Consider the following 24,660-nt stretch of genomic DNA (forward strand, 5'->3'; position numbering starts at 1 on the left):
GATGACTATCGGGTGACTACGCCGTCTGAACTGCGGAGAAAGAGCCGTTCGCACTGCGGTGTTCTACGTTCGCGCCGACGTGGACACACGTCGACGTGGGGTGTGAGCCACCCCGTGAGCTGTCGCGAATCCCGCGACAGTTCGGTGAGTGTGAGCTGCCGAAAGCTCGTGGAGACCGGTCGACCGACGGTTCAGACTGCCGGGGTTCCCTCCTTGCCGGTTCTCACCTGGACCGCCTTCTCGACGTCGATGACGAAGATCTTGCCGTCGCCGGGTTCGCCAGTGTTGGCCGCCTCACGGATGGCCTCGACGACGTCGTCGGCGGGGATGTCGGCGACGATGCACTCGATCTTGACCTTCTGGTGGAGGTCGACCGTGTAGCTCTCGCCGCGCCACTGGCCCTTCTTCGCGGGCTGGCTGCCGCGGCCCGAGACCTGTGTCACCGTCAGCGAGGGGGCACCGACTTCCGCCAGCGCGCCCTTGATCTTGCTCAGTCGGTCGGGGCGGACGATAGCCATGACGAGTTTGATGCCGCCGTCGTTCGGCGTCTCTTCCTCGTCGCTCATTCGTCGTCACCTCCGACGTCGCCACCGTCCGCGCGGACGGGCTGGCCGAACGTCGAGTCCGGACCGGCGTCGCCGACGAACTCGGGGTAGGTCGTGACGCCGTGCTCGCCCTGGTCGAGGCCTTCGACCTCTTCCTCGTCGGAGACGCGCAGACCGTAGAGTGCGTCGCCGATGGCGAAGACGACACCGGAGGCGAGGATGGTCCAGGCGGCGATGATGACGACGCCGAGGACCTGCATGACGAGCTGGTTGATACCCATGAAGCCGCCGACACCGAAGACCGGGATGAGTGCCGTACCGAGGGCACCGGCCGCACCGTGAACCGCGAAGACGCCACAGACGTCGTCGATCTTCAGCGTGTCGACCGTGAAGCGGTACGCCGGCAGGACGATCGCACCGCCGAGCGCGCCGAGGATGAGGCCGCCCCACCACGTGACGTGGGGGACTGCGCCCGTGACTGCGACGAGACCTGCGAGCAGGCCGTTCGCCATCCAGAGGGGGTCGGGCTTGCCCTGCCACGAGGTGGAGACGAGCATCGCCGCGACCGCACCGGCACCCATGCCGAGCGTCGTCACGAGGGCGACACGACCGAGTGCCGCACCCATGAACTGGAGGCTGCCGTCTTCTGCGACTGCCAGGACCGTCGCCTGCGTGCCGACGTTGAAGCCGTACCAGCCGAAGGCCAGGATGAGCGTCCCCAGGACAGCGAGGAGCATCGAGTGGCCGGGGATGGGCTGGCTGTTACCGTTCTCGTCGAAGCGACCCTTCCGCGGGCCGACCATCTTCGCGCCCACGAGACCGGCGACACCGCCGACCATGTGGACGACCGTCGCACCGGCGAAGTCGAGGTAGCCGACACCGAGTGCCTGACCGAGGAAGCCCGAGCCGGCCAGCAGGCCGCCGGACCACGTCAGTCCCTGCACGACCGGGTAGATGAGACCCGTGATGAGCGCGGCGAACAGGACGTACGCCTTGAAGTTCATCCGTTCTGCGACGGCTCCGGAAACGATGGTGGCCGCCGTCATGGCGAACACCGCGCCGAAGAGCCAGTCGATCCACGCGCCGTCGTTACCGATGTACGAGAACGCACCGGCGAGGTCGACCGACCCCGTCGAGGTCAGGCCACCGATAATCGTGGCCACACCCGCACCGACGATGAAGTAGACCAGGACGCCGAGTGCCCAGTCGGTCATGTTCTTCATCAGGACGTTGCCGACGTTCTTCGCACGGACCTGCCCTGCCTCCAGCAGCGCGAAGCCGGGCTGCATGAAGAAGATGAGGAACGTCACCACCAGAATCCAGACGTAGTTGACCCCGCTGGCGATGGTCGAGGGGTCGACCTGCATGGGCAGCCCCATCACAGGAGTCCACCACCGTTTACGATACTTGATGGACGTTCATCCAACGATTCGCCAATCTGCTCCGCGTTCGTGTGTTCAATCACGGTCGTGGCTCATGGCTAGGTACTACATAAAGCATAGGGTTGAAAATGTCCTGTCTGGGGTGGTGTAAGTGGGCATATGCACAAAATCGGGAACAATATTATCGATATAAGGTTGTAATTCGTCCAGTTGCGGGCAGCCGCTCGCAGTCGTTGTGAAACAGTTGTCGGCGAAAGAATGTGTCAACCGAGGCCGCTCGCGGGTGCGCGGGGCGGTGGCATACCACGCCGCGCAGAGGGTCGCACGCGCCTCAGAGTCTCCTGTCGTCGGCAGCGACCTCCTGTCGTCGACACCGACCACCTGTCGTCGGCAGCGACCGCCTCGGTGGCGTCGAGAGGAGGAAACGACCCTTAGAGCGCGTCGGCGACGTCCTCGGCGAAGTACGTCAGGATGAGGTCCGCACCGGCGCGCTTGATGGAGAGAAGCGATTCGAGGGCGACCTCTTCGAGGTTCAGCCAGCCCTTGTCGGCGGCGGCGTGGAGCATCGCGTACTCCCCGGAGACGTTGTAGGCGGCGACCGGCTGGTCGAACTCCTCGCGAACCCCACGGACGATGTCGAGATACGGGAGTGCGGGCTTGACCATCAACACGTCTGCGCCCTGCTCGACGTCGAGTCGGACCTCGCGCATCGCCTCACGGGCGTTCGCGGGGTCCATCTGATAGTGTCGCCGGTTGCCGAACGCGGGCGCGCCGTCGGCGGCGTCGCGGAACGGGCCGTAGAAGGCGGACTCGTACTTCGCGGCGTAGCTCATGATGGGGACGTCCGAGTAGCCCGCCTCGTCGAGTCCCTCGCGAATCGCACCGACCATCCCGTCGGTCATCGAGGACGGCGCGACCATGTCGGCTCCGGCTTCCGCCTGCGAGACGGCGGTCTTCGTCAGAAGCTCCAGCGTCTCGTCGTTCTTCACGGTCAGTCGAGGGTCCTCGGCGGCGTCGTCTTCGAGCACCCCACAGTGACCGTGGCTGGTGTACTCGCAGAGACAGACGTCGGTGATGACGTAGGCGTCGGTCTCTCGCGTGACCCGGCGGGTGGCTTCCTGCACGACACCGTCTCGCGCCCACGCGCGCGACCCGACCTCGTCTTTCGCCTCGGGGATGCCGAAGAGCATCACCGCCTCGACGCCCGTCTCGCGGATCTCCTCAACGCGGGCGACGGCCTCGTCGACGGGGACGCGTTCGTGGCCCGGCATCGTCTCGATGGGGACGCGTTCGTCGGCCGTCGCGTCGACGAAGACCGGAGCGATGAGGTCCGACGCGTCGAGGCTCGTCTCGCTGACCAGCGGCCGGATGCCGTCGGTGCGCAGGCGACGGGGACGGTCTCTGAGGTTCATGGAACCGGGTTGGTGTGCAGCGTGCAAAACGGCTTTGTTGTGGTCGTTGTCCTTCGTTCCCGTTGTCGCGTCAAACTCGTCTCGAACGCCCACAACAGCCACATCCTCCCCAGCCGACTCCTTCGCTCCTTGCAGTCGCTCAGTCATCCCTCGCGCGAGTGGCTCGCGGCCATGAACGGCCGCGAAGCCACGCGCCGTACCGGGTGAACAGTCCCGACCGATTCAGTGTCCGTCCTCTCACCGACAGGACACAAACGATTTATTCGGGTCAGCGCAACCCATTGACGATGACCACCGTACTCCAGCTCGGGGAGATGCCCTCGTACCTCCAAGGGCTGTTGGACTCCGAGTACGCCCTCCTCGTCCTCCTCGCGGTCTTCGTCCTCGAAGGCGCGATGCTCATGTACATCATGCCGAGCGAACTCATCGTGCCCGGCGCGATCCTCCTCATCGGCGACACCACCCAGCTGGTGTCACCGACGAACCTCCTCATCATCGGCATCGCCGTCATGGGGGCGACGACCGGCCAGTATCTGTTGTTCAAGCTGGCCGAACGCGGCGGTCGCGACTATCTGCTCGGGAAGCGTTGGTTCCGCATCAGCGAAGAGAAACTCGACAAGTTCGACGGCTGGTTCCAGCGGTGGGGGCCGGTCGTCGTCCCCTTGAGCAACACGATGCTGTTCACGCGCGGGATGTTGACCGTCCCGGCGGGCTTCTCGGAACTCGACGGGCGGAAGTTCCTCGTGCTCTCGGCGGTCGGCACCCTCTCGTTTCAGGTCATCCTCGCCGGCCTGTTCGTCTTCTGGGGTCGGCTGCTGTAGCTCGGGCGGAAGTAATCAGAGCGCGAACACCGGCGCACGGGTCGCGGACACCGACTGAGAGAAGTCCGTTACTTCGTCCGGTCGACGTCGATCTGTTCTCGGAGGGCAGCGAGTTCGTCCGACTCTGCGAGTTCTTCCAGCCGCTCGCGGAAGTGCTCCTCACAGAGGCCGACCTTGATGCCGTCCTTCTCGGCGGCGTATGCGGCCTCACGGTCGCAGTAATGGCACTGCATACTCTCCGTTTGTGCCCGATGGGGTTTAACTCTCCGCTCTCGGCAGTCGTGCCGCGATCCGCTCGAACGCCGCGGGTGGTGGCCCGGCGCGTCCGAGGGTTCTGTCGTGGGCGTCGCTGCCGCCCGTCGCGACCAGGTCGCCGTCGGCGACGAGCGCGTCCAGCCGTCCCTCGTCGACGGTGACCGACTCCTCGTAGGGGTAGTACCGTTCGACCCCGTCGAGTCGGTCCGTCAGTGCGAGTGCCGCGTCCACGTCGTCGTAGCGGAACGGGTGGGCGAGGCTCACGACCGGACAGGAGTCGGCCAGGAGTTCGACCCCGCGCTCGAACGACGTGATCTCGCGCGCGACGTAGCAGGGACCGTCGTCGCCGATGAGGTCGTCGAAGGCGTCCTGGTAGCTGTAGTCGGCGTCGCTAGCGTCGATAGCGCGGGCGATGTGCGGCCGACCGATGCCCTCGTGAATCGCCACGTCGAGTGTGACGCCCAGTCGCGCCTCCACGCGCTCGACGATAGTCCGTGCACGCTCCTTGCGGTTCTCCTGTAACCGCGCGAGTTCCGCTTCGAGCGCGGCCGTCGGCTCGACCGCGTAGCCGAGCAGGTCGACCTTCTGACTCCCGGCGTCGACCCGGAGTTCGATGCCGCGCACGACCCTTACGCCGTCGCGGACGGCCACCGGCGCGTCGAGTGCCGGATGGATGCAGTCGTGGTCGGTCACGGCCACGGTGTCGACGCCGCCAGCCCGCGCAGCGGCAGGGAGTTCCGGCACGGTCAACACGCCGTCGGAGGCCGTCGTGTGGAGATGGAGGTCGGCGACCGGCGTGGAGCCGCCGTCGACAGCTCCGTCGGTCTCGTCGCCCGTCACATCCGCGTCGTCGTCCATACCCGCCCTCCGTCCGGGACCGGCAAAGGGCTTCGGCACATCTGTGATTAAGGACCATTAAGGAGTTGCAAGTCTCGAAGGTCGTGCATGGAAAACCATTATAATCATACTCGGGATAGAAGCTGGTGATGCGCCTCAACGGCACCGGAGAACTGATAGACGGTTACGAGTACCCTGCGACGAGCGAGGAACTCATCGAATCACACGGCGACGAGGAGATCGAACTCCAGAACGGTTCGGAGACGCTCGGGACGGTACTCGCACGTCTCGGCTCCGAGACCTACGAACGCCCGCAAGACGTTCGCGACTCGCTCCTGACGGCAGTGAGCCACCGCGCCATCGGGCGACGGTTCTACAGCGACCGCGACGCGTACGCGCTCGGCGAGACCGGTCCGGACCCGGTGTCGTTCTGAGACGCGCCCTTCAGTCATAACAGTCCCGCGGCTCCCGTCCCTTTTATCGACTCAGACCCACTCCAGCCCACCGTCCAGGTCGAGCGGAACCGACCCTTTCGAGTAGCCTTCGATGTGGCCGTCGGGCCGCGCACGGAAGACGACCGCCGGACGGTGGCGGACTTCGGGCTGCTCGCCCCGGACGGCGAACCAGTCGTCGTCGGGGAACGACGAACAGTCGACGAAGAGCGTGACGCCACCGGCGTGGTGTTCTAACTGGCCGTTGGTCTTCGTCTCGGCCGTGTCGCGGACGGCGGCGACCGGCGTGTTCGCCGAGCGTTTGTTCGGCGGCAGCGGCCGGGTCACCTCGACGAGCGTCCCGCCGTCGCCGTTGCGGTCCGCCCGGTAGTCCAGCGAGTGGCCGGTCGTCACCTCGATTTCGGGTGTGAGGTCGTAGCCGGCGTCGTGCAGGACCTTGGCGACGTTGAACTCGCCCATCGAGGCCGCCATGCGGACGAGGTCGATGCGTTCGGAGGTGCCGAGCTTGCCCGCCATCAGTTCGCGGTACTCGTCGAGCGCGCCCGTGTGGAGGAACCGTTCGTAGAAGTCGAGTGCCTCGTCGCGGGTCGCGTCGGGGAAGCCCGCAGCGTGGTCGTGGAAGAACTCGCGGGTGGTGTGTCGGCCGTCCTTCGAGAGGAAGACCGGGAGGAAGAACCACGAGACGTGCGGGTAGGGTTCGAGCCACGGTGACTCCTCGTGGAGCTGGGCGAGCAGTTCGCGCTCGGCCCAGCGGGCGATGGGATACGGGACCTCCGAGAAGCCGTACTTCTCGGTGCGCCAGAGGCTGCTCGGCGTCTCGGTGTTGCCGAGCCAGTAGGCCTCGTCGTCGTTCCACGCGAAGAGCGCGATGTCGCCGTTGTCCATCTCGAAGCGTCGCGCGTCGTAGCCGTCGGGGGACCGGAACCACGGCGCGGTCATCTCCGCGCCGAGGTTGCCGTCGAGGGGCTGAAACACGTCGTTCCGAACCCGCCCGACCGTCCAGCGGCCGGGAGCGTGTCGGAAGCGAAGGGGTCGTGCCACGACGACGACTAATCCATCGGGGGGCTTACCTCTTCCGTCCGCCCGGTCGGCCGTTCGTCTCTCGGTTCGCCCGCCATTCTATCATGATTGTTGGAAACTAACCGTTAGGTATTTAATATGCCATTTCCAAGTCAAGGTATACCATGTCAATGGGTGTCTATGACGAGGAAGAACACGAGCGTCGTGCGCAGAAGACCGGACAAGTCGACACCGACTTCGCCGAGATGCGCACAGAGTATCGTGGAAGCCTCGACTACGACTCCGGTGACTCCGCGGAAGCCCTCCTCGATCAGTTCAAAGAGATCAAGGGCCGATAACCGACCTATCCTCTTCGCAGTGTGACGAGCGCCGTCGTCGAGACGACGGTAACCGCCACCACGTGTCCACCGACCGCAAGCAACAGCACCGGCTCGTCGAGGACGAACGGGAGGAGTAACATCTGGGCGAACGCGAAGCCGACGTTCGTCGCGTCCAGCCGCCGGAGCGCGCCGATTGTCTCGCCGTCGAACCGGTAGCGGTACGACCGCCACAGCGCGACGACCGCCGTCCACCACGAGGTGCCGATGCGGTAACAGAGGTCCCAGAGCACGAGCAGCATCAGATAGACCGCCACGACCGGCGGGTCGGGACCGAACAGCTCCTGAATCAGCGTCGGCTCACCCGCCGCGGCGGCCTGCTGGGGGTCGAAGACGAACAGGTGTGTCACGAGTGCGATGAACGCCAGCACGGCGAGCACCACCTCGATGCTCGACCCGAAGAGGACCCGTCGGTAGGTCTCGGGGAGTGCGAGCGACCGCGTCCCCGCCCCGAGCCGGAGCATCGCGACGCTGCCGACGACGGCGACGGCGACGGCCGCGGTTCCCGCGATTGCGGCGTCCCAGAGCCCGTAGACCCACGCGAAGAGGAGAATCAGTGTCTCGAAGAGGACGAACTGGAACGCGACGGCCTGCGGCTCCGAGAGGTCGACGCCGGGCAACGCGCCCACGATACTCTCGTAGGCCCACGCCTCGCCGTAGTCCGTTCGCAAGAGACTCATTGCTGAGAGAGTAGGGCCACGAGGGCTTAACCGGTCCGCGTGAGTTCGGCCGACGGCGCGACCGGTGCGACCGAGCGGTCGGTTCCGAGCGCGCGGCTCACGGCCACGTCGAACGGCGTCAGTTCGACCGGTACGAGGTCGCAGATACGGTCGTCGTTGACGACGACGGGGTTTCTGAGTCCCTCGATGAGCGGCCGCGCGACGCCCTTCGGCACGTCGGTGACGAGGTCGACCCAGTACGCCGAGAGCCGCGGCGTCAACACCGGAACCGCGACGATGAGCGGTCGGTAGCCCATCTGTTCGCCCGTCTTCTGGAGCATCTCGCCGTAGGTCAGCACGTCCGGGCCACCGATCTCGTACGTTTCGCCCGCCGTCTCGGGGACGTCGAGGACGCCGACGAGATAGGCGACCACGTCGTCGATGGCGATGGGCTGGCACTCGGTGTCGACCCACTTCGGCGTCACCATCAGCGGCAGCCGCTTTGCGAGCTGGCGGACCATCTCGAAGCCCGCACTCCCCTTGCCGACGATGATGGCCGCCCGAAGCGTCGTCAGCGCGTAGTCACCGTCCGCGAGAATGTGTTCGACCTCCCGCCGGGATTTGAGATGTTCGGACAGCCGGTCGCGCTCGGAGCCGAGACCGCCGAGGTAGACGACGCGGTCGACTCCGGCCGTGCTGGCAGCGGCCGAGAAGTTCCGTGCGGCCCGTCGGTCGCGGTCCTCGAAGTCGCCGCCGGACTGCATCGAGTGGACGAGATAGTACGCGGCGTCGACGTCGAGAGCGGCGTCGAAGCTGCCCGGTTCGAGGAGGTCGCCTTCGACGACGCGGGCCGCGGCAGGGCCGGTGTACCGGCCCGCGTCGCGGACGAGGACCGTCACCTCGTGGTTGGCGTCGAGCAAGGCGGGGACGAGGCGGCTTCCGACGAAGCCGGTCGCGCCCGTGACGAGGACTCTCATGATAGTGTTTCACGTACGCGACTCGGATAACTGTTCCCGCTGGTTCCGACCGCTGCTATCCGTCCGGTTCGGGCGCGCCGCGGGCGACCTCGATACGGGCCGCTGCGCCCTCTGCGGTGCTCGCGTCGGAGCCGACGTCGCCCGCGAGTTCCTCCCACGCAGCGGCGGCCTGTCCCGCCCAGGAGTCCGCGGCGAGTGCCTCCTCGCGGGCACGCTCGACACGCGCGTCGTCGACCGTCAGCGACCCCGGCGCGCTGGCGACGGCGACGGCGACGAACCGGGCACGGTCGGTCGCTGTCGCCTCGCCCGCCGCGAGACGGTCGACGGGACCCGCCAGTGCTTCGGCGTCGGGGTAGGCGAACAGCTTCGTCCCCAGCGCGTGGGGACCGAGTGCGAGTCCGACGTCCTCGGGCGGCGTGTCGTCGAGCAGTCGCTCGCCGCCGTAGGCCGCTTCGACCCGCTCGCACTCCGTCTCGCGGTCCAGCGTGAGGTTCTGGCCGGGGTAGTCGGAACAGGTGCGCGGGTAGAGCTCCGAGCCGTGGATGCGACACCGGAGCGTCTCGGGGTCGAGAAAGACACAGCTGTCGAGCCACGTCCGGTCGAGACCGAACGGGCCGACCGGCTTCGGCGGCTTGCGAAGGCCGACGAAGAACACGGGTCTGCCGTCGACGGCGACGAGGTCGTGGCCGTCGACCGTGACGGACTCGTCGTCCTCGCCCGCCTCCCACAGCCGCGGCGTCATGGCGTCGCCGTAGCCCGCCCGGAGGAAGTCACGGACTTCGTCGCGCGTGAGGGGGACGAGGTTGTACGCGTCGTCGAGTGGCGGCCGCTGACCCCGACGCTCACGGTCGAGCGAGTCGGGACCGACCGGCCGCCAGTCGACACAGCAGCCGGCACAGCCGTCGCAGTTGACGTCCATGCCCTGACAGAGGATACCGCGCGACAAGAGCGTTGGTGCGGCAAGAGCCGGTCCGCCAAACCGGTCGTTCGACGAGAGCCTCCGTGCGACGACAGCCGTCGTCGGCGCGGTACGGCGGCCATACCGACCGCAAGCCCCCGTTGCCGGTTCCCGCGGACACCATGCGCTCTGCCGTGACGACGGCCGGGGCCGCTTACCTATGCCCATAGGAGGTCTCTCAGACGTAGTCAGCAGACAGGAGAGAGATAGTGCAACCCATCACCGAGACACCACCGTATTCGCCGCCCCCAGTCCTTCCGGTCCCGAGTCGGCGGCATCTGGCCGTCTTCATCGTCCTCGTGCTCGCCACCGGCGGACTCACCGTCGGCGTGAGCGAGCCGACGGTCGCCGACCAGCCGACGCCGCCGTTGTCGCTCGAACTCGACTACGAGGTGACGGACGGACCGGCTCCCGACGTCGGCGTCCCGTCGACGAACGCGTCGGTCGAGCAGTCGCCGCCGACGCCCACGATAACGCCGGAGCCAGTCGACCGGTCTCGCGACCGCCGTTCCCGTCCATCTACGACGCCGACCGAGACGGACGACGAGCCGACGACGACTCCGACGCCGGACACGGACGAACCGAACCGAACCCCGGACTCCGGCGGGCCGACACCCGTGTCGGGGACGCCGACACCATCGGAGACGCCAACTGAGCCGACCACCCCAACTGAGCCGACGACGCCGACGACACCGACCGAACCGCCCGTCGTGACGACGACCGCACCGCCGCTCACGTTCGGTAACGTCGTCCCGGGCGACGCCGGCCAGGTGTCGCTCACGCTCGAACTGAACGCGCCGGCGCGGCTGACGCTCTACCCGTCGGCGACGGACTTCGCGGAGGGAGGTCTGACCGAACCGGAGCGGAACGCCGGCGACTACACGGCCGAGGGCGAGTTACAGAACTATCTCGCCGTGACGCTGTGGATCGACGCGAACGGAGACGGCCGCCGCGGGTTCGGCGAACAGCTCGTCTACAGCGGCCTGGCTGCCGGACTCGCGACGCCTGACGACGGTGTCGCCGTCGACGGCTGGCGCTGTCTCCCCGCGGGCCAGTACCGCCTCGCCGTCCAGTGGTCGCTGCCGACCGACACGCCGAACGTCGCGCAGACCGACAGCGTCTCTCTGTCCGTCGGTGCCGAGGCCGCGGGCTGCTGACCGACAAGGTTCTTGCCGTCTCGCCGACTCACCTTCACAAATGGCGAAGCAATCGTGTGACGGCTGTGGCAAGCGGGTCCGTATCGCTGGCGGCATCGGCGACCTCTGGAGCTTCGAGAACGCCTCCAGCGGCGGCATCGACCTCGAACTCGTCGACGGCAGCCAACACTTCCTCTGTTTCGACTGTATCGAGCGGCTGCCCGACGACCAGGAGATTACGGCCGAAGATATCGCCGCGTTGTAAGTCCACAGGAACGGAGGTTTTAGGCAGAGGCAGATGCAGGAACGAACGTGAACCCGGACCGTATCTTCGAGGGCTTCCCCGCGCCGAGCTACCGGGGAAACCAGGAGCAAGCGCTCCGTGACATCCGGGACGCCTTCGCCGCCGGCAACGACGTGGTCCTCGTCCGTGCCCCCACCGGGAGCGGCAAATCCCTCCTCGCCCGCGCCATCGCGGGCTGTGCCCGTCGCGTCGACGAGGCCGAACCCAAGGAGGCGACCGACGCCTACTACACCACGCCGCAGGTCTCTCAGCTGGACGACGTCGCCACCGACGACCTCCTGACCGATCTGAAAATCATCCGTGGCAAGGGCAACTACGACTGTATCCTCCCGGGCGAACACGACACGCCCGTCAACCGCGCGCCCTGCGTCCGCGAGAAGGGCTTCGACTGCACCGTCCGCCACCGCTGTCCCTACTTCTCGGACCGCGCCATCGCCTCCTCGCGCTCTATCGCGGCGATGACGCTCGCGTACTTCATGCAGACCGCCGGCTCCGACGTCTTCCGCAAGCGGGACGTCGTCGTCATCGACGAGGCCCACGGTCTCGCCGAGTGGGCGGAGATGTACGCGACCATCGAGGTCAAACCCCGTACTGTCCCCGTTTGGGACGACATCGGCGTGCCGGACATCGACGCCGCGGACGACTCCGTCGACCGTGCGGCACGCTTCGCCGAGACGCTGATGGGCGTCTGTAAGCGCGCCAAGGACGACCTGATCGCCAAGCCCGAGTTGACGCCGGACGAGGCCGCCCGCCGCGACCGGTTACAGGAACTGCACGGTGAGCTCAAGTGGTTCGTCGAGGACTACCGCGACCCGACGAGCGCGACCACGTGGGTCGTCGACCAGGAGGGTGGCGAGGGCACGCCGCTCGTCATCAAGCCGCTGAACCCCGAGAAGTATCTCAAACACACCGTCTGGGACCGCGGCAACAAGTTCGCGCTCCTCTCGGCCACGATTCTGAACAAGGAGGCCTTCTGCCGACAGGTCGGCTTGAACCCCGCGAACGTCGCGCTCGTCGACGTCGACCACACCTTCCCCGTGGAGAACCGACCGCTCTACGACGTGACGCAGGGGAAGATGACCTTCGAGCACCGCGACGAGACGATTCCCAAGATCGCCCGTCTCCTGGTTCGCTTGATGGCGAAACATCCCGACAAGAAGGGGCTGGTCCACGCCCACTCCTACGGGATTCAGGAGAAGCTCGCGACGCGGCTCGCGGAGTTCGGCGTCGGCGAGCGCGTCCGCATCCACAGCCGCGAGGACCGCGACGCGGAACTCGACGCCTGGAAGGCGACCGACGAGCCGGAGCTGTTCATCTCGGTCAAGATGGAGGAGGCCCTCGATTTGAAGGGCGACCTCTGTCGGTGGCAAGTCCTGTGTAAGGCACCCTATCTCAACACCTCCGACTCGCGGGTCGCCCGACGACTGGAGGAAGGCCAGTGGGCGTGGTACCACCGCGCCGCCCTACGGACGGTCATCCAGGCCTGTGGCCGGGTCGTCCGCGCACCCGACGACTACGGCGACACCTACCTCGCGGATTCGAGTCTCCTCGACCTCTTCGACCGCGCACAACCCGATATGCCCGACTGGTTCCGCGACCAAGTAGTGAGAATGTCGAAGCCCGACCTGCCCGACTTCGACCCCGACGCAGCACTCGGTGAAGTGTCCGGCGGCCACCGAACGGGCGGGTCGAGTCGGGGGCGTCGCGGGCGACGCTCGACTGGGTCCTCGGGCGTCAAGCAGTCCAGTGCCGAGCAGCGGAAGAACCATCCGCTCTCGGACGTCTGGGGCGACGGTTAGAAGAAGACCGCGGTGCTCACGTAGACGAAGACTGACGAGCCGACGAGCAACGCGGCCAGCACGAGTGCGAGGAGTTGCTGTCTATCCATACTGTCCGATTCGACTGCAACGAGTTAGGTTTCACTGACTGCCGTCAGCGGCGGCGGGCCGAAGCGAGTGCGAGGAGACCGAGGAGGGCGACCACGCCAGCGAGGACGCCGAAGCCGGGAGAGGTCGTGCTCGTCGTCGCGTCCGCCGTTCCGGCTCTATCGGTTCCGTCGGGGGCGAAGACGGCACGGTAGCCGTCGAGACCGTCGCCCGGCCACGTCGCGACCTCGTCCGACTCCTCGGCCGGGACGGGTGTCGACTCGACGAGTCCGTAGCCGTCGGGCGCGCGGACACTGACCGCGCCGTCGAAGGCGAACCCGTCCGCGAACGGTTCCGCGAGGACGAGTCGGTCGCCGTCGACGACGGCCAGCCCGTCCCAGTCCACCGAGAGCGCGACGATGCCCGTGTCGCCCTCGACGGTGACCGTGGTCCCGGCGTCGCGGACGCCCGTCTCACGACCCGTCTCGGCAGCGAGCGTCCGTGCGACCGACCCCATCCGGTCGGCGAACCGCGCCTGCATCGTCGCCTGCGCGGACTCGTTGGCCCGGACCCGCTCGAAGGCGGTCCGCTCGGCGTCGGTCGTGAGGTCGAAGCCGCGAACCAGCGTCACCGTCGCCGACCCGTCGGTGCGGAGGTCGACGACGAGACTGGCGTCGCCGGTGTCCGTCGCCGACGACTGTGCGGCGACCGGTCCGGCCAGTCCGCCCGTCACGAGGAGGACGGCAGCGACGAGCGCGGCCGACCGGCGGAGGTAGGGCATTTACCGGCCCCCGTCGCTCCCTGAGTCGCTGTCGTCATCGTCACGGTCGTCGTCTTCACTATCATCGTCGTCGCGGTCGCGGTCGTCATCGCTCTCGTCGTCGTCGTCGTCGCGCTCACGATCCTCCTCATCGCGGTCGTCACTGTCATCGTCGTCACGGTCGCGGTCGTCATCGCTCTCGTCGTCCCGCTCACGGTCGTCGTCGGAGTCGTCGTCACCATCCACTTCGACCTCGCCGACGCGGAGCGTGTCTCCGTCGGCGACGAGGGTCAACTCGGCCTCGAACTCGCCCTTGACGATCTCCAGTTCGAGGTCCTCGCGGATCGTCGCGTCGAAGCTGACCACGCCGTCGGCGTCGGTGGTGCCGACGCGTTCGCCGTCGGCGAAGACCGTCGCGTCCGCAACGCCGTTCCCTTGGTAGGTCACGGTCACGGTGACGCGGCCGTCGGTCTGCTCGGCGTCGACCCGGAGGTCGCGGACGATGCGGTCGTCGTCGTCCTCACCGAACTCGAACTCCAGTTCACCCTCGGCCTCGCCGTGCTCGGCACGGAACTCGGCCTCACCGTCGGTGGGGAGGGTCACGTCGACCGTGCCGTCGGCATCGGTCGTCCCGATGCTCCGGTCGTTCAGCGTGACGGTCGCGCCCTCGACGGGCGTCCCGTCGGCGAGGACCTGTACGGTCACTGACTCGCCCGGGGCGACGGTGCCGTCGACGACGAGCAGGCGGAGGCGTTCGCGACGGTCGTCGCGGTCATCGTCGTCGTCGTCGCGGTCGTTGTCTGCATCGTCACGGTCATCGTCCTCGTCGTCCCCATCGCGGGCTTCGATCTCCTCTTCGAGGCGGAACACCTCACCCGTCGAGCCGTCGACGCGGACCTCGGCCTCGCCCTCGGAGCTGGCCGAGTCGAGAACGAACTCGAACTTGTAGTAGCCGCTCTCAGGGTGGACGCTGGCTCTCTCCAGCGTCCACTCGCCGTTCGCCGGGGTCGAGAGGATGTCCTGGGCCGTGTCCAACGCAGCCGACTGGCTGACGGTGATGTTCCTGTCGGCGTCACGCGGGCGGCTGAACTCGCGTGACTCCTCGCCGTCCTCGCTCTCGAACTCGATGCGGAGGCCGTCGGCCGTCCGGAGTTCGAGTTCGCCCTCACGCTCGCCGGTGAACCGCTCGAAGAGAGCGGCCGCGCCGACGCCGCGGAGGTCGTCGAGGTCCGAGACCGACGTCCGGAGGGCCGACTCGTTCAGGCCGGCAGCCCGGAGTTCGAGTGCCGAGAGGCCCTCACTGCGGACTTCGAGCCGCTCGTAGCTTCGGACGACGTTCTCCGCGCGGGCGTTCAACGTCGCGAGCCGCTGGGCGTACTGCGAGGCGGTGATGCTACCGTTCTCGTACGCAGCCGTGGCCGTCTCGTAGTCGGCGCGGATGGCTTCTGCACGCTCGCGGAGGGCTGCCCCGCGCGTCGCGACGGCTTCGACGCGAGTCTCGTCGTCGCCGTCCTCGTATTCGACGTCGAAGGCGGTCTCGTCGACCTCCGTCTGGATGTCGTCGTTCGTCACTGCGAGGACGGTCGCGAGCTGCGCGCCTGTCGAGACGTCGACGCTGTCGTTCGTCGTCTCGTTACCGGCCGTCTCGTTCGACTGCTGTGCCACGAGCGCGCCGCCGACGGCGTTCGGGCCGTTGGTGTCGCCCGTCACCGCCATTGCTCCCGCGGCCGCGGGGACGACCGTCCCCACGAGGAGCAGTGCGGTCACGAGCAGGACGCCGATTCGTTGTCTCATCACTCTCCCGTTCGCCCTCGGGGGATATCAACCGGGCAAATTCTCGCGACGAATCCCGTCGTCTCCGTCCGGTTTGCAGTCGTTTGCACCGAATTTCACGGGATTCTGTGGGAGGAAGCTACAGCCTCTTGTACCCCGGCAGCCACCTTCCTGTCAGAAAATGCAGTTACGTCACTCGCGGACCGCCGCCGTGGTCGCCCTCGGTGTGTGCCTCTCGCTCCTCGTGGCAGCCGTGGCTGGGCCTGCGGTGGCCCTCTCATCGGGGACGCCGACTGCCCTCTCTCCCGCTGCCGACTCGCCCGCGCTCGCACAGGAGCAGCCGATCGCGGACACGACCGTCACGCGCATCGAACTGTCCGAGAACGGGACGGCCCGGTGGACGGTCCAGATCCGGACCGCCCTCGACAGCCAAGAACGCGTCGAGGAGTACCGCGCCTTCCAGTCGCGGTTCCGCGCGAACACCAGCCAGTATCTCGACCCCTTCCGCACGCGCATCACGGGGACGGTGAGAACCGCCGCGAACGAGACGGGTCGGGAGATGCGCGCGACGGACTTCGCGGCCTCGACGACGATTCAGGAGGTTCCCCGCCGGTGGGGGATCGTCACCTACGAGTTCACGTGGACGAACTTCGCCGTCGCCGACGGCGAGGATGTGACTATCGGCGACGTCTTCGGCAGCGGTTTCTTCCTCGCAGCGGGCGACACACTGGAGCTTCGTGCACCTGCGGGCTACGAGTTCACGACGGTCGACCCCGAGGCCGACCAGCGAGAACCGGGGCTCGTCGCGTGGGTCGGCCGGACGGATTTCGCGGTCGACCATCCGCAGGCGACCGCCGTCGCCACGGACGGCGCGGATTCGCCAGCCGGGGGCGACAACGGTTCGACAGAGAGACCGAACGGGTTAACTTGGCTCCCCGCAGTCGCCGTCGGCCTGCTGCTCCTCGCGGTCGGTGTCGGTGGCGTCGTCTGGTACCGTCGGCGAGCGTCCGGTGTCGGCCCGTCGGCTGCGACGCCCTCGGCGTCCTCGGCCGGGACCACCACTCCCGCAGCATCACCACCGTCTGGTGACGGTCGTGACAGCAGTGACGCCGACGGTACTGACGGCACTGACGACGCCGACGATGTAGGCGATGCCGACGACGCTGACGACACCGACGATGTAGGCGATGCCGACGACGCTGCCGACACCGACGACATTGGCGACACTGGCGACGAGTCTGGTACTGCAGCCGGTCCGACCGGTGACGAACTCCTGACCGACAGCGACCGGGTGCGACGGCTGCTCGACGGTGCGGGCGGCCGGATGAAGCAGGCCGACGTCGCCGACGAACTGGACTGGTCGGCGTCGAAGACCTCCCGGGTCGTCGCCGACATGGCCGACGAAGGGCTGGTCCGCAAACTCCGACTCGGTCGCGAGAACGTGCTGGAACTCGTCGGGGAGTCCGAGGACTAGTACTCCAGATACGTCAGATACGTCTCCCCCTCGTATTGGGCGAGCCAGTCACCGTAGCTGCCGCGCTCGCCCGAGAGCGGTTCGTGCGCGTCGAACCGGTCGGCGACCGACTGGAACGCCGCACTGTCCTCGAAGTAGCCGCCGTCGATGGCCTGCTCGACGACCTCGCGCTCGGCGTCACTCAGCCCCGAGAGGGTGAACAGATACCGCTCGCGCAACTGGGCGGCGTACGCCTCGCTGCTCGCGGCGACTTCGGTCGCCGTGTAGCGGTAGGTCTCGACGGTAAGCTCGCGGCTCTCGCCCACTTCCACGGGGTAGGCCTCACCCTCGTAGACGACGGCGTCGTACTTGGGGGTGGGGACGAGCACCGACGCGTCGCGTTGTTCGTTGCTGTATCGGACGAAGACACCGATGTCGGTCCCGTCGTTGTCCGGGGCGTCTTCGTCCGGCGGGAAGAGTCCCGAGAGGACCTCACGGTCGTGCGTCGGGAGGTCGGCGTAGTCGACGGCGCGGGTCGGGTTCTTGACGGGGTCGTAGTCCAGCCGGACGTCGTAGCCCGTCTCGGTCCGTTCGTCGACGACCTCGTAGCTGAACTCGTAGTAGGCGTCGTCCTCGCGGACCGGACGGTCGGCGTCGAGCGGCGGCGACGTCCCGGTCGTCGTGGGTCTCTCACCGGCGACCGCGGCGGCGATGAGGGCCTGCTCGTCGGGCGCGCCCTCGGTGCTCCGGCGGTGGGCGAGTTCGGTGTCGTCGACGGCGTTCATGTCGAGGACGACGGGCGGATGGCCACAGCCGGCGAAGGCGGGCGCGAGGAGGGCACCAGTCGTCGCAAGGAACTGGCGGCGTTGCATACCTCGGTCTTTCGCCGCTCCGTTGAACGTCTTGTGGATGACACGTCCGGCTCGGCGTGTGTCACCGCGAACGCTGTGAACGCCTCCCACAGTCGCTCTTCTGCCCGTTCGTTCCGATTCCGCGAATATTGCCAAACGAGTTCTAAATGATTGTTCACACTGCTACTTGGGTTTCAACTTCTATTTGGGAAATTTGTTCATATGTCTCGATTAACGCTGGTAGGCGAAAGATACTGAGAGCGATTCTCACGATAGCTTTACATACTCGTCCGCAGTAGAGTTGGTTGTACACCGATGCACACCCACGCCCTCACTCAGGCGCTGACGCTCTATCGCAGCGGCACACTCACCCTCGCGCAGGCAGCGTCTCGCGCAGGACGCACGACAGAAGAGTTCACAGCGGTTCTCGAACAGTACGGTGTCGACAAACGTCCCGAGACGCCCTCGGTCGGCGTCGACCCCGACCACCACGTCCGCGCCGACTAACTGCCTCGTTTTACCTGCTCTCCGCGTCCGACGGGACGACGTGTAGCCCTGCCCGACTTTTCAGTACATTGACCATCGGCTCGTCGGGGTCGAAAAAGTCCGGCCGGGCGATGGTCTTGGCCTCGAACGTCTCGGGGTCGAGCACCTGCACCGCGTGCTCGTCCTCGACGGTGACGACGGTCGTCTCCTCGGCGTCGTCTACCGTCCCCAACTTCGTCGCTGGCGGCGTCTCGCCCTCCTCGAACCGCGACTCGTAGTGCTCGCCCGTCGTCAGCCGCGTCCCCTTCAGGTTCCCGCGCGCGCTCGTGACGAGGACCGGTCCCCCGTCGTCGTCGTCCAACTCGATGATGTCGCCCTGGGTGAACTTCGGCAGCCGAATCGCGTAGGTGACGCGGTAGACCTCGTTGCCGTCGCCGTCTTCGGTGACGAGCGTCGGGTAGTTCTCGACGCTGCCGCCGAGTTCGCGCGTGATACGGCTCGAGACGGCCTGTCCTAACTGGTTTGTCGAGAGCTTGATGTTGACGCCCTCGTCGGTCTCCTGGGTCTCGGTGATGAACGCGTTGCGGTCGCCCGCCTCCTCGCGGTCGGCGATGATGTCCTCGGCGATCTCGACGGCACGGGCGTCCTCCTCGGGCGTCGGCGTCCGGTCGGTCCCTCTCACTTGCACGAGACTGGCCCAGTAGCCGCCGGCCTTGCGGCCGCACTGCTTGCACGTCTGGCGGGAGATGTGGACCGGCACGACCGCCTCCTCTTCGAGGAACGTGTCGCGGACGATCCCGTTGAACCGACAGTGCATCCGGATGGTGTTCTGGTCGACCTGCTCGGGTTCGACGGCCCACGACACCTCTTGGGCTTTGACGTGGACGCCGAGTGCTGCCTGCACTTCGTCGATGGCGACGTCGGTGTAGTCTTTCGCGCCGACGTCGACCCACCGCTTGCCGCGGTAGACGGCCCCGCAGTGGGCACAGACCATGACCTCGATGCGCTCGGGGGCGTCGACGAGGTCGAAGTCCTCGAAGTAGCAGGCGTCACAGAGGACGGCGTCGCGCTCGCGGGGGGTTCCCGGGAGCGGCTCCTCCCGCTCCTCGACGGGGTCCCCACAACGCGGACAGAATTCGCCTGACTGACTCATTGTTGGTGCTTCGTAGGACAGTGTGCTGTTTAAGCCCCGCGAAGCGTCGGCTGGGGGTTCGTTTGGTGTCGCCTCTCGTGATTCGGTGACCGTTTCGAATCTGATAGATGTGGTGTGCTGAACCGAGGACTCGAGTCGGTCAACAGAGCGTGCTGCTGGAACGACCAACCGGATGTACGCTGGGGACAACTATTATCGACACACCGAAACTATCGACGTACATCGATGGACTCGTCGCTCCGGTTCCTCCTCGTTGCTGGCGCGGGCCTGTTGATTGGCGTCCCTCTCTGGATGACCCTGTTGGCACCCGAGATGCTTTCGTTCTCACTGTTCACCAGTCTGGGGTTTTGGGGTCCAGTAGCCTTCATCCTGCTCGTAATGCTCGTTTCCTTCCGAGCAGCCCAACGGACGAAGTAGCACGGCCCGTCCGTCAGACCGTCAGCTCCGGCTCGTCGAGTTTCTCGTCGGCTGCCTCGCGCCACGAGTGGTCGGGCGTCCAGCCGAGCAGTTCCGCAGCCTTCGCCGTCGAATACGCGGACTGGTCGCCGTCGACGTCGCAGTCGTCAGGAACCTCGCCGTAGAACTCCTGCATCAACTCGACCAGGCTACGACCGAGCGCGTTGTCCGGGCCGACGCAGTTGAACGCCTCGTGGCCCTCGATTGTTCCATCCCTCGTTCCCTCCAGCGCGGCCTGCACGAGGTTCACTACGTCGCGGATGTCGACGTAGGACCAGTAGTTGCCCGCGCCGGCATCGAGGTTCGAGGTGTAGCCCTCGTCGCGGCAGAGATACGCGCCGGGATACTGAATCCACGAGGGGCGGATAGAGGCGACGGGAACGCCGTCGCGCCGAGCGACGGATTTGGCGATTTCCTCGGCGGCAACCTTCGAGAGACCGTAGTCGTCCTCCGGGCGGAGCGCGTGTGCCTCGGAGATGGGGAGTTCGTCCGGGACCGGCGTCTCGCTCGCGCCGAAGAAGCCGTAGGCTCCGTCGCTGGAGGCTTGGACGACTCGGGCGTCGACACGGCCCGCCGCGGCGAGGACGTTGTAGCTGGCGAGCGTGTTGTTCTCGAAGACATCGCCGCCGGGATGTCGGCCCGCCACCGGAATCGCACCCCAGTGGACGACGGCGTCGGGAGCCACGTCGGTCACGAGGTCGAAGACCGACCCTCGCTTCGTGAGGTCGAGTGCGCGAAACTCGATGCCCTTCCGACCCTGTGCGTCGAAGCCGGGATGGTCGAAGTCGGCGCAGACGACCTCGTAGTCGTCGGCGAGTCCGTCGACGAGCCAGCGACCCGACTTGCCGAGACCGCCGGTGACGAGAACAGTTTGCATGAACGAGTCGACGCGGGTCGGCGGAAAATAGGCGACGGATTTCTTAGGAGTACAGTTCTGGGTCCGCAACGTCCGCCTCGGCGGCCTCACGCCACGAGTGTTCGGGTTCCCAGCCGAGCAGGCGTGTAGCCTTCGCCGTCGACAGTGCCGACTGGTCGCCGTCGAGGTCGCAGTCTTCCGGAACCCTGTCGAAGAACGCCTCGACGGCCTCGGTGGTGGGGCGGTCGAGGTAGTTGTCCGCCGCGGCGGCGTGGAACGCTTCGTGGCCGGGATGGGCGGTGTCGAGCGCGGCGGCGACGAGTCCGGCCACGTCGCGGATGTCGACGTAGCACCAGAAGTTGCCCGCGCCCGCTTCGAGGTCCGAGGGGTCGTCCCAGTCGACGCTCGGGAGGGTACGGCAGTTGTACTCGCCGGGATACTGGATCCACGAGGGGCGGATAGAAGTAACAGAGACGTCGTAGCGGCGGACGACCATCTTCGCGATCTCCTCGCCGACGACCTTGGAGACGCCGTAGGGGTCCTCCGGCCGCTGGGCGTGGGCCTCGGTGATGGGGAGTTCGTCGGGCAGAACCTTCTCCTGGGAGAAGGGGAAGCCGTAGGAACTCTCGCTGGAGGCCCAGACGACCCGCGCGTCGGCGCGGCCCGCGGCGACGAGGACGTTGTAGGTCGACAGCGTGTTGTTCTCGAAGACGTCGCCGCCAGGGTGGCGTTCGGGCGAGGGGATCGCTCCCCAGTGGACGACGGCGTCAGGGTCGAGGTCGGTCACGAGGTCGAAGACACTTCCTCTCTCTGTGAGGTCCAGCGCGCGGAAGTCGACGTTGTCGCGGGCGTCGACTTCGAAGCCGGGGTGGTCGAGGTCGGCGCAGACGACCTCGTAGTCGTCGGCGAGGCGGTCGACGAGCCAGCGGCCGGAGCGGCCGAGGCCACCGGTCACGAGTACAGATTCGGTCATATGGTCACCTCTCTCGGCCGGAGACAAGTAGGCTAGCGTGGCGGCAGCGTCTCGCGACGTGGCTGACGCTCTTCAGTTGGTGTCGAACAGTTGGTATGTTGTCTCAGCGGGGGTCAGTGGGCCCAAAGCCCGTGTTCCGTCCGGGCGTGTGCCACGAGGTCCTCGGTCGTCGCGAACATCTCTCCACAGCTACACTTGTGGTTTTCCGAGGGTTTTGTCTGGCGTGTCGCCATACCAAGCCGTTTCGACCGGAATTATAATATTTTTTCGGCAGGGTTACGTTGACGAGTCTCACGGGACACGTTCTCATAGGACGAGAGGACCGCTAGCACGTGGAGACGGCGGCCCTACCGCCCGGCTGCTGCTGTGTCACGGCATACCCAACTCCGGCAGCGTTTATAGGTCAGAGTGGCTAGGTGCGCGCATGGACTGGAAACCGGACTGGGGACTCAGGGGCCGCATGGTCCTGACGATGTTCCTCCTGTTCGCCCTCTACATCGTGTTCGTCGGTGCGATGGTGACGTTCACCGACTACGGCGCGATTGCACTCCCGCTCATGGCTGTCTTCCTCTTCGTACAGTTCTTCTTCAGCGACAAGCTCGCGCTCTACAGCATGGGCGCGAAAGAGGTCTCCGAAGAGGAGTATCCCGAACTGCACGCGATGATCGGTCGGCTCTCCCAGCAGGCCGACCTCCCGAAGCCGAAGGTCGCCGTCGCCGACTCGCGCGTCCCGAACGCCTTCGCAACGGGCCGGAGCCAGAAGAGCTCCGCCGTCGCCGTCACGACGGGCATCATGCAGACGCTCGACAAAGACGAGCTGGAAGGCGTTCTCGCCCACGAGCTCGCCCACATCAAGAACCGCGACGTGATGGTCATGACCATCGCCTCGTTCCTCTCGACGGTCGCGTTCATGATCGTCCGCTGGAGCTTCTTCTTCGGCGGCGGTGGCCGCGACCGCAACGGCGGCGGTGGTGGCGTCCTCGCCGCAATCGCGGTCTCGCTCGTCGTCTGGGTCATCTCGTTTATCCTCATCCGCGCGCTCTCGCGGTACCGCGAGTACGCCGCCGACCGGGGTGGCGCGGTCATCACGGGCAAGCCCTCGGCGTTGGCCTCCGCGCTCCTGAAGATCTCGGGGCGGATGGACAACGTCCCGAAGGAGGACATGCGCGAGCAGGCGGAGATGAACGCGTTCTTCATCATCCCCATCAAGAGCGGCTTCATCGGCAAGATCGCCAGCACGCACCCGAGCACCGAGAAGCGCGTCGCCAAGCTCCGTGAACTCGAAAAGGAGATGGAGACGCGGTAACCGCCTTCACAGCCCACCAGACTTATTCTTCCGCCGTTCGCGCTTCGGCCATGCACTGGTCCCGTGACGTCCGGTTAGTCGCGACCACCGTCGGCTGCGGTGTGCTCGTTCTCGCCGGCTACGTCGCCTTCGCTGCCCTCCTCGTCGGCTGGCTCCGGTGGTTCGGCGTCTTCGTCGGTCTCGGCTTCGGCTGTCTGCTCTTCGCCTTTCTCGTCGCCGGGCCGCCATTGACCCTCCGCGGTGTCGACGCGAACGTGCTCTCGGCGGAGGACGCCCCGCAGCTCCTCGCGGCCGTCCAGCGACTCGCCCAGCAGGGCGGCGTCACTGATCCCGACGTCGCCGTCGTCGACACCGCCGAGCCGAACGCCTTTACCGTCGGCTGGGGACGCGGGGCGACGCTCTGCGTCACGACCGGACTGTTGGCGACGCTCGACCGTGACGAGTTGGAGGCCGTCCTCGCGCACGAACTCGCACACGCGACGAACTACGACGCGGCCGTGTTGACCGTTGCGTCGCTGCCGACGCTGTTGGGTCTCTCCACGGTCGAGACGAGCCGCGACGTCGCCAGCGAGGGCGTCCAAGCGGTCTTCCTCGCGCTCCTCTTTGGCGTGCTCTCGGCGGTCCTCGTCGTCGCCACTGCCCCCGTCGTCGTCGCCCTGTCGCGAGCGCGGGAGTACGCCGCCGACCGCGGAGCCGTCGCACTGACGGGCGACCCGGCCGCGCTCGCGTCGGCACTGCGGACGTTGGCACAGGCCGCCAAGAACGACGAAGCGAACGGCCCACCGACGACTGACGCCCGCGAACTCGGCCTCGTCAGTGCCTTCTGCGTGGTCGAACCCGTCACCGCGCCGTTGCCGTGGCTCCACCCCTCGACCGAGCGGCGGGTCGCTCGCCTCCGTGACCTCGAACGGTCGGTGGAAACGACCTAAGTCCCCCGCGCTCTCAGGGACCTCCATGGGACTCTTCGACTCGCTTCGGTCGGCGTTGGGCCTCCGCGCCGAGGCCGACGCCACCCGCGCGGCCGACCCCGAGGACCTCTTCGGGATGAGCACGGCGTATCTGACGATGGAGGCCGACCTCGGCTTCGACCCCGCCGGCGAGGCGGCACTCTGCTTTTCGTCCGTGGACAGTACGGACTTCGCCGAGACGCTGGACAACGTCGAGGCCATCCTCCGGGCCGGTGAGGAGGAGACGGGCACCGTCTTCCGGCGGTACGAGGACGACCACGGCTACCACTGGGTCGTGCTCGAAGACGACGACCCCGAGGACCTCGTGACGAGCGTCCACTTCGCCGCCGACGAGTTCATCGAGCAGGGGTACGGCTCGCGGCTGCTCGCTGCTGTCTTCGGCTTCCGAAAGGACGGCTCGCAGGCGTACTGGATCTACTCGTTCCGCCGCGGGAAGTACTACCCCTTCGCGCCCACGCGCCGACACGAACGCGACCAACAGCTGGAGTTCAAACTGGAGACGGTGCTGGACGGCGAACTCGGCATCGAATCCGACGAGCAGTTCTGGTATCCGCTGTGGCCCGACACGCCGGGCAACCATCCGTGGGAGTAGTCCGACCGAGCTGTCTTTCCGGCCGACAGTAAC

General features: G+C 66.8%; 26 protein-coding genes. 11 read left to right on the forward strand and 15 right to left on the reverse strand.

The window, feature by feature from the left end:
- Positions 1-191 precede the first annotated feature (191 nt).
- The 3 genes from BLR57_RS00880 to hemB all read right to left on the reverse strand — a co-directional run bounded on the left by BLR57_RS00880 (position 192) and on the right by hemB (position 3,339).
- Positions 192-566 (reverse strand): nitrogen regulatory protein GlnK1, encoded by a 375-nt coding sequence (locus tag BLR57_RS00880; RefSeq protein ID WP_089693206.1) that lies wholly within the window; start codon positions 564-566, stop codon positions 192-194.
- Positions 563-1,924, reverse strand: a complete 1,362-nt coding sequence (locus BLR57_RS00885; RefSeq protein WP_089693208.1) for an ammonium transporter — start codon at positions 1,922-1,924, stop codon at positions 563-565. The genes BLR57_RS00880 and BLR57_RS00885 overlap by 4 nt, the downstream gene beginning before the upstream one ends.
- Positions 1,925-2,358: 434 nt before the next feature.
- A complete protein-coding gene (gene hemB, locus BLR57_RS00890) occupies positions 2,359-3,339 on the reverse strand; it encodes a porphobilinogen synthase (protein ID WP_089693210.1) in 981 nt (326 codons plus the stop codon).
- Between the two features lie 287 nt (positions 3,340-3,626).
- Here hemB and BLR57_RS00895 point away from each other — a divergent pair, with 287 nt between their 5' ends.
- The gene (locus BLR57_RS00895; protein ID WP_089693211.1) at positions 3,627-4,160 is read left to right on the forward strand and encodes a DedA family protein; all 534 of its coding nucleotides are present in this window, start codon (positions 3,627-3,629) and stop codon (positions 4,158-4,160) included.
- A gap of 68 nt (positions 4,161-4,228) precedes the next feature.
- On the opposite strand, the gene BLR57_RS19170 is transcribed toward BLR57_RS00895, so the two are convergent.
- Complete coding sequence (locus BLR57_RS19170; protein WP_170830531.1) at positions 4,229-4,393, reverse strand: DUF6757 family protein; 165 nt, start codon at positions 4,391-4,393, stop codon at positions 4,229-4,231.
- Positions 4,394-4,418: 25 nt separating this feature from the next.
- The gene (locus BLR57_RS00900; protein WP_139173260.1) at positions 4,419-5,273 is read right to left on the reverse strand and encodes a PHP domain-containing protein; all 855 of its coding nucleotides are present in this window, start codon (positions 5,271-5,273) and stop codon (positions 4,419-4,421) included.
- 128 nt (positions 5,274-5,401) lie between these two features.
- Here BLR57_RS00900 and BLR57_RS00905 point away from each other — a divergent pair, with 128 nt between their 5' ends.
- On the forward strand, positions 5,402-5,686 hold the full coding sequence (locus BLR57_RS00905; RefSeq protein ID WP_089693213.1) for a DUF5789 family protein: 285 nt from the start codon (positions 5,402-5,404) through the stop codon (positions 5,684-5,686).
- Between the two features lie 51 nt (positions 5,687-5,737).
- Here BLR57_RS00905 and BLR57_RS00910 read toward each other — a convergent pair whose 3' ends face one another.
- Positions 5,738-6,745, reverse strand: a complete 1,008-nt coding sequence (locus BLR57_RS00910) for a DUF5784 family protein (protein WP_089693215.1) — start codon at positions 6,743-6,745, stop codon at positions 5,738-5,740.
- 143 nt (positions 6,746-6,888) lie between these two features.
- Between BLR57_RS00910 and BLR57_RS19175 the strand changes: the two genes are divergently transcribed.
- On the forward strand, positions 6,889-7,062 hold the full coding sequence (locus tag BLR57_RS19175; protein ID WP_394327563.1) for a DUF5786 family protein: 174 nt from the start codon (positions 6,889-6,891) through the stop codon (positions 7,060-7,062).
- Between the two features lie 5 nt (positions 7,063-7,067).
- On the opposite strand, the gene BLR57_RS00915 is transcribed toward BLR57_RS19175, so the two are convergent.
- From BLR57_RS00915 to BLR57_RS00925, 3 genes are read right to left on the reverse strand one after another with little or no spacing between them, the layout of a single operon-like run.
- Entirely contained in the window at positions 7,068-7,781 is a 714-nt protein-coding gene (locus BLR57_RS00915) for a DUF7530 family protein (RefSeq protein ID WP_089693218.1), read from the reverse strand.
- 26 nt (positions 7,782-7,807) lie between these two features.
- On the reverse strand, positions 7,808-8,737 hold the full coding sequence (locus BLR57_RS00920) for an NAD(P)H-binding protein (RefSeq protein WP_089693219.1): 930 nt from the start codon (positions 8,735-8,737) through the stop codon (positions 7,808-7,810).
- 55 nt (positions 8,738-8,792) lie between these two features.
- A complete protein-coding gene (locus BLR57_RS00925; RefSeq protein WP_089693221.1) occupies positions 8,793-9,656 on the reverse strand; it encodes a YkgJ family cysteine cluster protein in 864 nt (287 codons plus the stop codon).
- Between the two features lie 248 nt (positions 9,657-9,904).
- Between BLR57_RS00925 and BLR57_RS19180 the strand changes: the two genes are divergently transcribed.
- Genes BLR57_RS19180 through BLR57_RS00940 form a run of 3 tightly spaced genes read left to right on the forward strand, consistent with a single transcriptional unit; the run spans position 9,905 to position 12,934 of the window.
- Positions 9,905-10,852, forward strand: a complete 948-nt coding sequence (locus tag BLR57_RS19180) for a hypothetical protein (protein WP_089693224.1) — start codon at positions 9,905-9,907, stop codon at positions 10,850-10,852.
- Positions 10,853-10,892: 40 nt separating this feature from the next.
- Entirely contained in the window at positions 10,893-11,096 is a 204-nt protein-coding gene (locus BLR57_RS00935) for a DUF7561 family protein (protein ID WP_089693226.1), read from the forward strand.
- A 47-nt stretch (positions 11,097-11,143) separates the two neighbouring features.
- A complete protein-coding gene (locus BLR57_RS00940) occupies positions 11,144-12,934 on the forward strand; it encodes a helicase C-terminal domain-containing protein (protein ID WP_089693228.1) in 1,791 nt (596 codons plus the stop codon).
- 133 nt (positions 12,935-13,067) lie between these two features.
- On the opposite strand, the gene BLR57_RS00945 is transcribed toward BLR57_RS00940, so the two are convergent.
- Both BLR57_RS00945 and BLR57_RS00950 read right to left on the reverse strand, forming a co-directional pair.
- On the reverse strand, positions 13,068-13,781 hold the full coding sequence (locus BLR57_RS00945; protein ID WP_089693230.1) for a DUF7345 domain-containing protein: 714 nt from the start codon (positions 13,779-13,781) through the stop codon (positions 13,068-13,070).
- Positions 13,782-15,554: a DUF7096 domain-containing protein gene (locus BLR57_RS00950; RefSeq protein ID WP_089693232.1), complete on the reverse strand. Its 1,773-nt coding sequence runs from the start codon at positions 15,552-15,554 to the stop codon at positions 13,782-13,784.
- 160 nt (positions 15,555-15,714) lie between these two features.
- Here BLR57_RS00950 and BLR57_RS00955 point away from each other — a divergent pair, with 160 nt between their 5' ends.
- Positions 15,715-17,007, forward strand: a complete 1,293-nt coding sequence (locus BLR57_RS00955) for a helix-turn-helix transcriptional regulator (protein WP_089693234.1) — start codon at positions 15,715-15,717, stop codon at positions 17,005-17,007.
- Here BLR57_RS00955 and BLR57_RS00960 read toward each other — a convergent pair.
- Positions 17,004-17,858 (reverse strand): hypothetical protein, encoded by an 855-nt coding sequence (locus BLR57_RS00960; protein WP_089693236.1) that lies wholly within the window; start codon positions 17,856-17,858, stop codon positions 17,004-17,006. The two genes, BLR57_RS00955 and BLR57_RS00960, sit on opposite strands and share 4 nt — an antisense overlap.
- A 294-nt stretch (positions 17,859-18,152) precedes the next feature.
- Between BLR57_RS00960 and BLR57_RS00965 the strand changes: the two genes are divergently transcribed.
- Positions 18,153-18,344 (forward strand): DUF7317 family protein, encoded by a 192-nt coding sequence (locus BLR57_RS00965; protein ID WP_089693238.1) that lies wholly within the window; start codon positions 18,153-18,155, stop codon positions 18,342-18,344.
- A 10-nt stretch (positions 18,345-18,354) separates the two neighbouring features.
- Here the strand turns inward: BLR57_RS00965 and BLR57_RS00970 are convergent, their stop codons facing one another.
- The 3 genes from BLR57_RS00970 to BLR57_RS00985 form a co-directional block, all read right to left on the reverse strand.
- A complete protein-coding gene (locus tag BLR57_RS00970) occupies positions 18,355-19,476 on the reverse strand; it encodes a 60S ribosomal export protein NMD3 (RefSeq protein ID WP_089693239.1) in 1,122 nt (373 codons plus the stop codon).
- A 430-nt stretch (positions 19,477-19,906) separates the two neighbouring features.
- Positions 19,907-20,809, reverse strand: a complete 903-nt coding sequence (locus BLR57_RS00980) for an NAD-dependent epimerase/dehydratase family protein (RefSeq protein ID WP_089693243.1) — start codon at positions 20,807-20,809, stop codon at positions 19,907-19,909.
- A gap of 43 nt (positions 20,810-20,852) precedes the next feature.
- Positions 20,853-21,761 carry an NAD-dependent epimerase/dehydratase family protein gene (locus tag BLR57_RS00985; RefSeq protein WP_089693245.1) on the reverse strand — a complete coding sequence of 303 codons (909 nt, stop codon included), beginning with the start codon at positions 21,759-21,761 and terminating at the stop codon, positions 20,853-20,855.
- Positions 21,762-22,185: 424 nt separating this feature from the next.
- Between BLR57_RS00985 and htpX the strand changes: the two genes are divergently transcribed.
- Genes htpX through pspAB form a run of 3 tightly spaced genes read left to right on the forward strand, consistent with a single transcriptional unit; the run spans position 22,186 to position 24,627 of the window.
- Positions 22,186-23,067 (forward strand): zinc metalloprotease HtpX, encoded by an 882-nt coding sequence (gene htpX, locus BLR57_RS00990; protein ID WP_089693247.1) that lies wholly within the window; start codon positions 22,186-22,188, stop codon positions 23,065-23,067.
- Positions 23,068-23,117: 50 nt separating this feature from the next.
- Positions 23,118-23,996 carry a M48 family metalloprotease gene (locus BLR57_RS00995; protein ID WP_089693248.1) on the forward strand — a complete coding sequence of 293 codons (879 nt, stop codon included), beginning with the start codon at positions 23,118-23,120 and terminating at the stop codon, positions 23,994-23,996.
- 25 nt (positions 23,997-24,021) lie between these two features.
- Entirely contained in the window at positions 24,022-24,627 is a 606-nt protein-coding gene (gene pspAB / locus BLR57_RS01000; RefSeq protein WP_089693250.1) for a PspA-associated protein PspAB, read from the forward strand.
- Positions 24,628-24,660 lie beyond the last annotated feature (33 nt).

It is taken from the genome of Halogranum gelatinilyticum (assembly GCF_900103715.1).
Classification (GTDB): Archaea; Halobacteriota; Halobacteria; order Halobacteriales; family Haloferacaceae; genus Halogranum; species Halogranum gelatinilyticum.

Excerpts from the sequence above, each read along its gene's own strand:
- BLR57_RS00915 (WP_089693218.1), bottom strand. The coding sequence starts at position 7,781 with ATGAGTCTCTTGCGAACGGACTACGGCGAGGCGTGGGCCTACGAGAGT.
- BLR57_RS19170 (WP_170830531.1), bottom strand. The coding sequence starts at position 4,393 with ATGCAGTGCCATTACTGCGACCGTGAGGCCGCATACGCCGCCGAGAAG.
- htpX (WP_089693247.1), top strand. The coding sequence starts at position 22,186 with ATGGACTGGAAACCGGACTGGGGACTCAGGGGCCGCATGGTCCTGACG.
- BLR57_RS00965 (WP_089693238.1), top strand. The coding sequence starts at position 18,153 with ATGCACACCCACGCCCTCACTCAGGCGCTGACGCTCTATCGCAGCGGC.
- BLR57_RS00885 (WP_089693208.1), bottom strand. The coding sequence starts at position 1,924 with ATGGGGCTGCCCATGCAGGTCGACCCCTCGACCATCGCCAGCGGGGTC.
- BLR57_RS00985 (WP_089693245.1), bottom strand. The coding sequence starts at position 21,761 with ATGACCGAATCTGTACTCGTGACCGGTGGCCTCGGCCGCTCCGGCCGC.
- BLR57_RS00980 (WP_089693243.1), bottom strand. The coding sequence starts at position 20,809 with ATGCAAACTGTTCTCGTCACCGGCGGTCTCGGCAAGTCGGGTCGCTGG.
- BLR57_RS00955 (WP_089693234.1), top strand. The coding sequence starts at position 15,715 with ATGCAGTTACGTCACTCGCGGACCGCCGCCGTGGTCGCCCTCGGTGTG.
- BLR57_RS00925 (WP_089693221.1), bottom strand. The coding sequence starts at position 9,656 with ATGGACGTCAACTGCGACGGCTGTGCCGGCTGCTGTGTCGACTGGCGG.
- BLR57_RS00970 (WP_089693239.1), bottom strand. The coding sequence starts at position 19,476 with ATGAGTCAGTCAGGCGAATTCTGTCCGCGTTGTGGGGACCCCGTCGAG.
- BLR57_RS00960 (WP_089693236.1), bottom strand. The coding sequence starts at position 17,858 with ATGCAACGCCGCCAGTTCCTTGCGACGACTGGTGCCCTCCTCGCGCCC.
- BLR57_RS00920 (WP_089693219.1), bottom strand. The coding sequence starts at position 8,737 with ATGAGAGTCCTCGTCACGGGCGCGACCGGCTTCGTCGGAAGCCGCCTC.
- BLR57_RS00995 (WP_089693248.1), top strand. The coding sequence starts at position 23,118 with ATGCACTGGTCCCGTGACGTCCGGTTAGTCGCGACCACCGTCGGCTGC.
- BLR57_RS00950 (WP_089693232.1), bottom strand. The coding sequence starts at position 15,554 with ATGAGACAACGAATCGGCGTCCTGCTCGTGACCGCACTGCTCCTCGTG.
- BLR57_RS19175 (WP_394327563.1), top strand. The coding sequence starts at position 6,889 with ATGTCAATGGGTGTCTATGACGAGGAAGAACACGAGCGTCGTGCGCAG.
- BLR57_RS00880 (WP_089693206.1), bottom strand. The coding sequence starts at position 566 with ATGAGCGACGAGGAAGAGACGCCGAACGACGGCGGCATCAAACTCGTC.
- BLR57_RS00945 (WP_089693230.1), bottom strand. The coding sequence starts at position 13,781 with ATGCCCTACCTCCGCCGGTCGGCCGCGCTCGTCGCTGCCGTCCTCCTC.
- pspAB (WP_089693250.1), top strand. The coding sequence starts at position 24,022 with ATGGGACTCTTCGACTCGCTTCGGTCGGCGTTGGGCCTCCGCGCCGAG.
- BLR57_RS00905 (WP_089693213.1), top strand. The coding sequence starts at position 5,402 with ATGCGCCTCAACGGCACCGGAGAACTGATAGACGGTTACGAGTACCCT.
- BLR57_RS00895 (WP_089693211.1), top strand. The coding sequence starts at position 3,627 with ATGACCACCGTACTCCAGCTCGGGGAGATGCCCTCGTACCTCCAAGGG.
- BLR57_RS00935 (WP_089693226.1), top strand. The coding sequence starts at position 10,893 with ATGGCGAAGCAATCGTGTGACGGCTGTGGCAAGCGGGTCCGTATCGCT.
- BLR57_RS00900 (WP_139173260.1), bottom strand. The coding sequence starts at position 5,273 with ATGGACGACGACGCGGATGTGACGGGCGACGAGACCGACGGAGCTGTC.
- hemB (WP_089693210.1), bottom strand. The coding sequence starts at position 3,339 with ATGAACCTCAGAGACCGTCCCCGTCGCCTGCGCACCGACGGCATCCGG.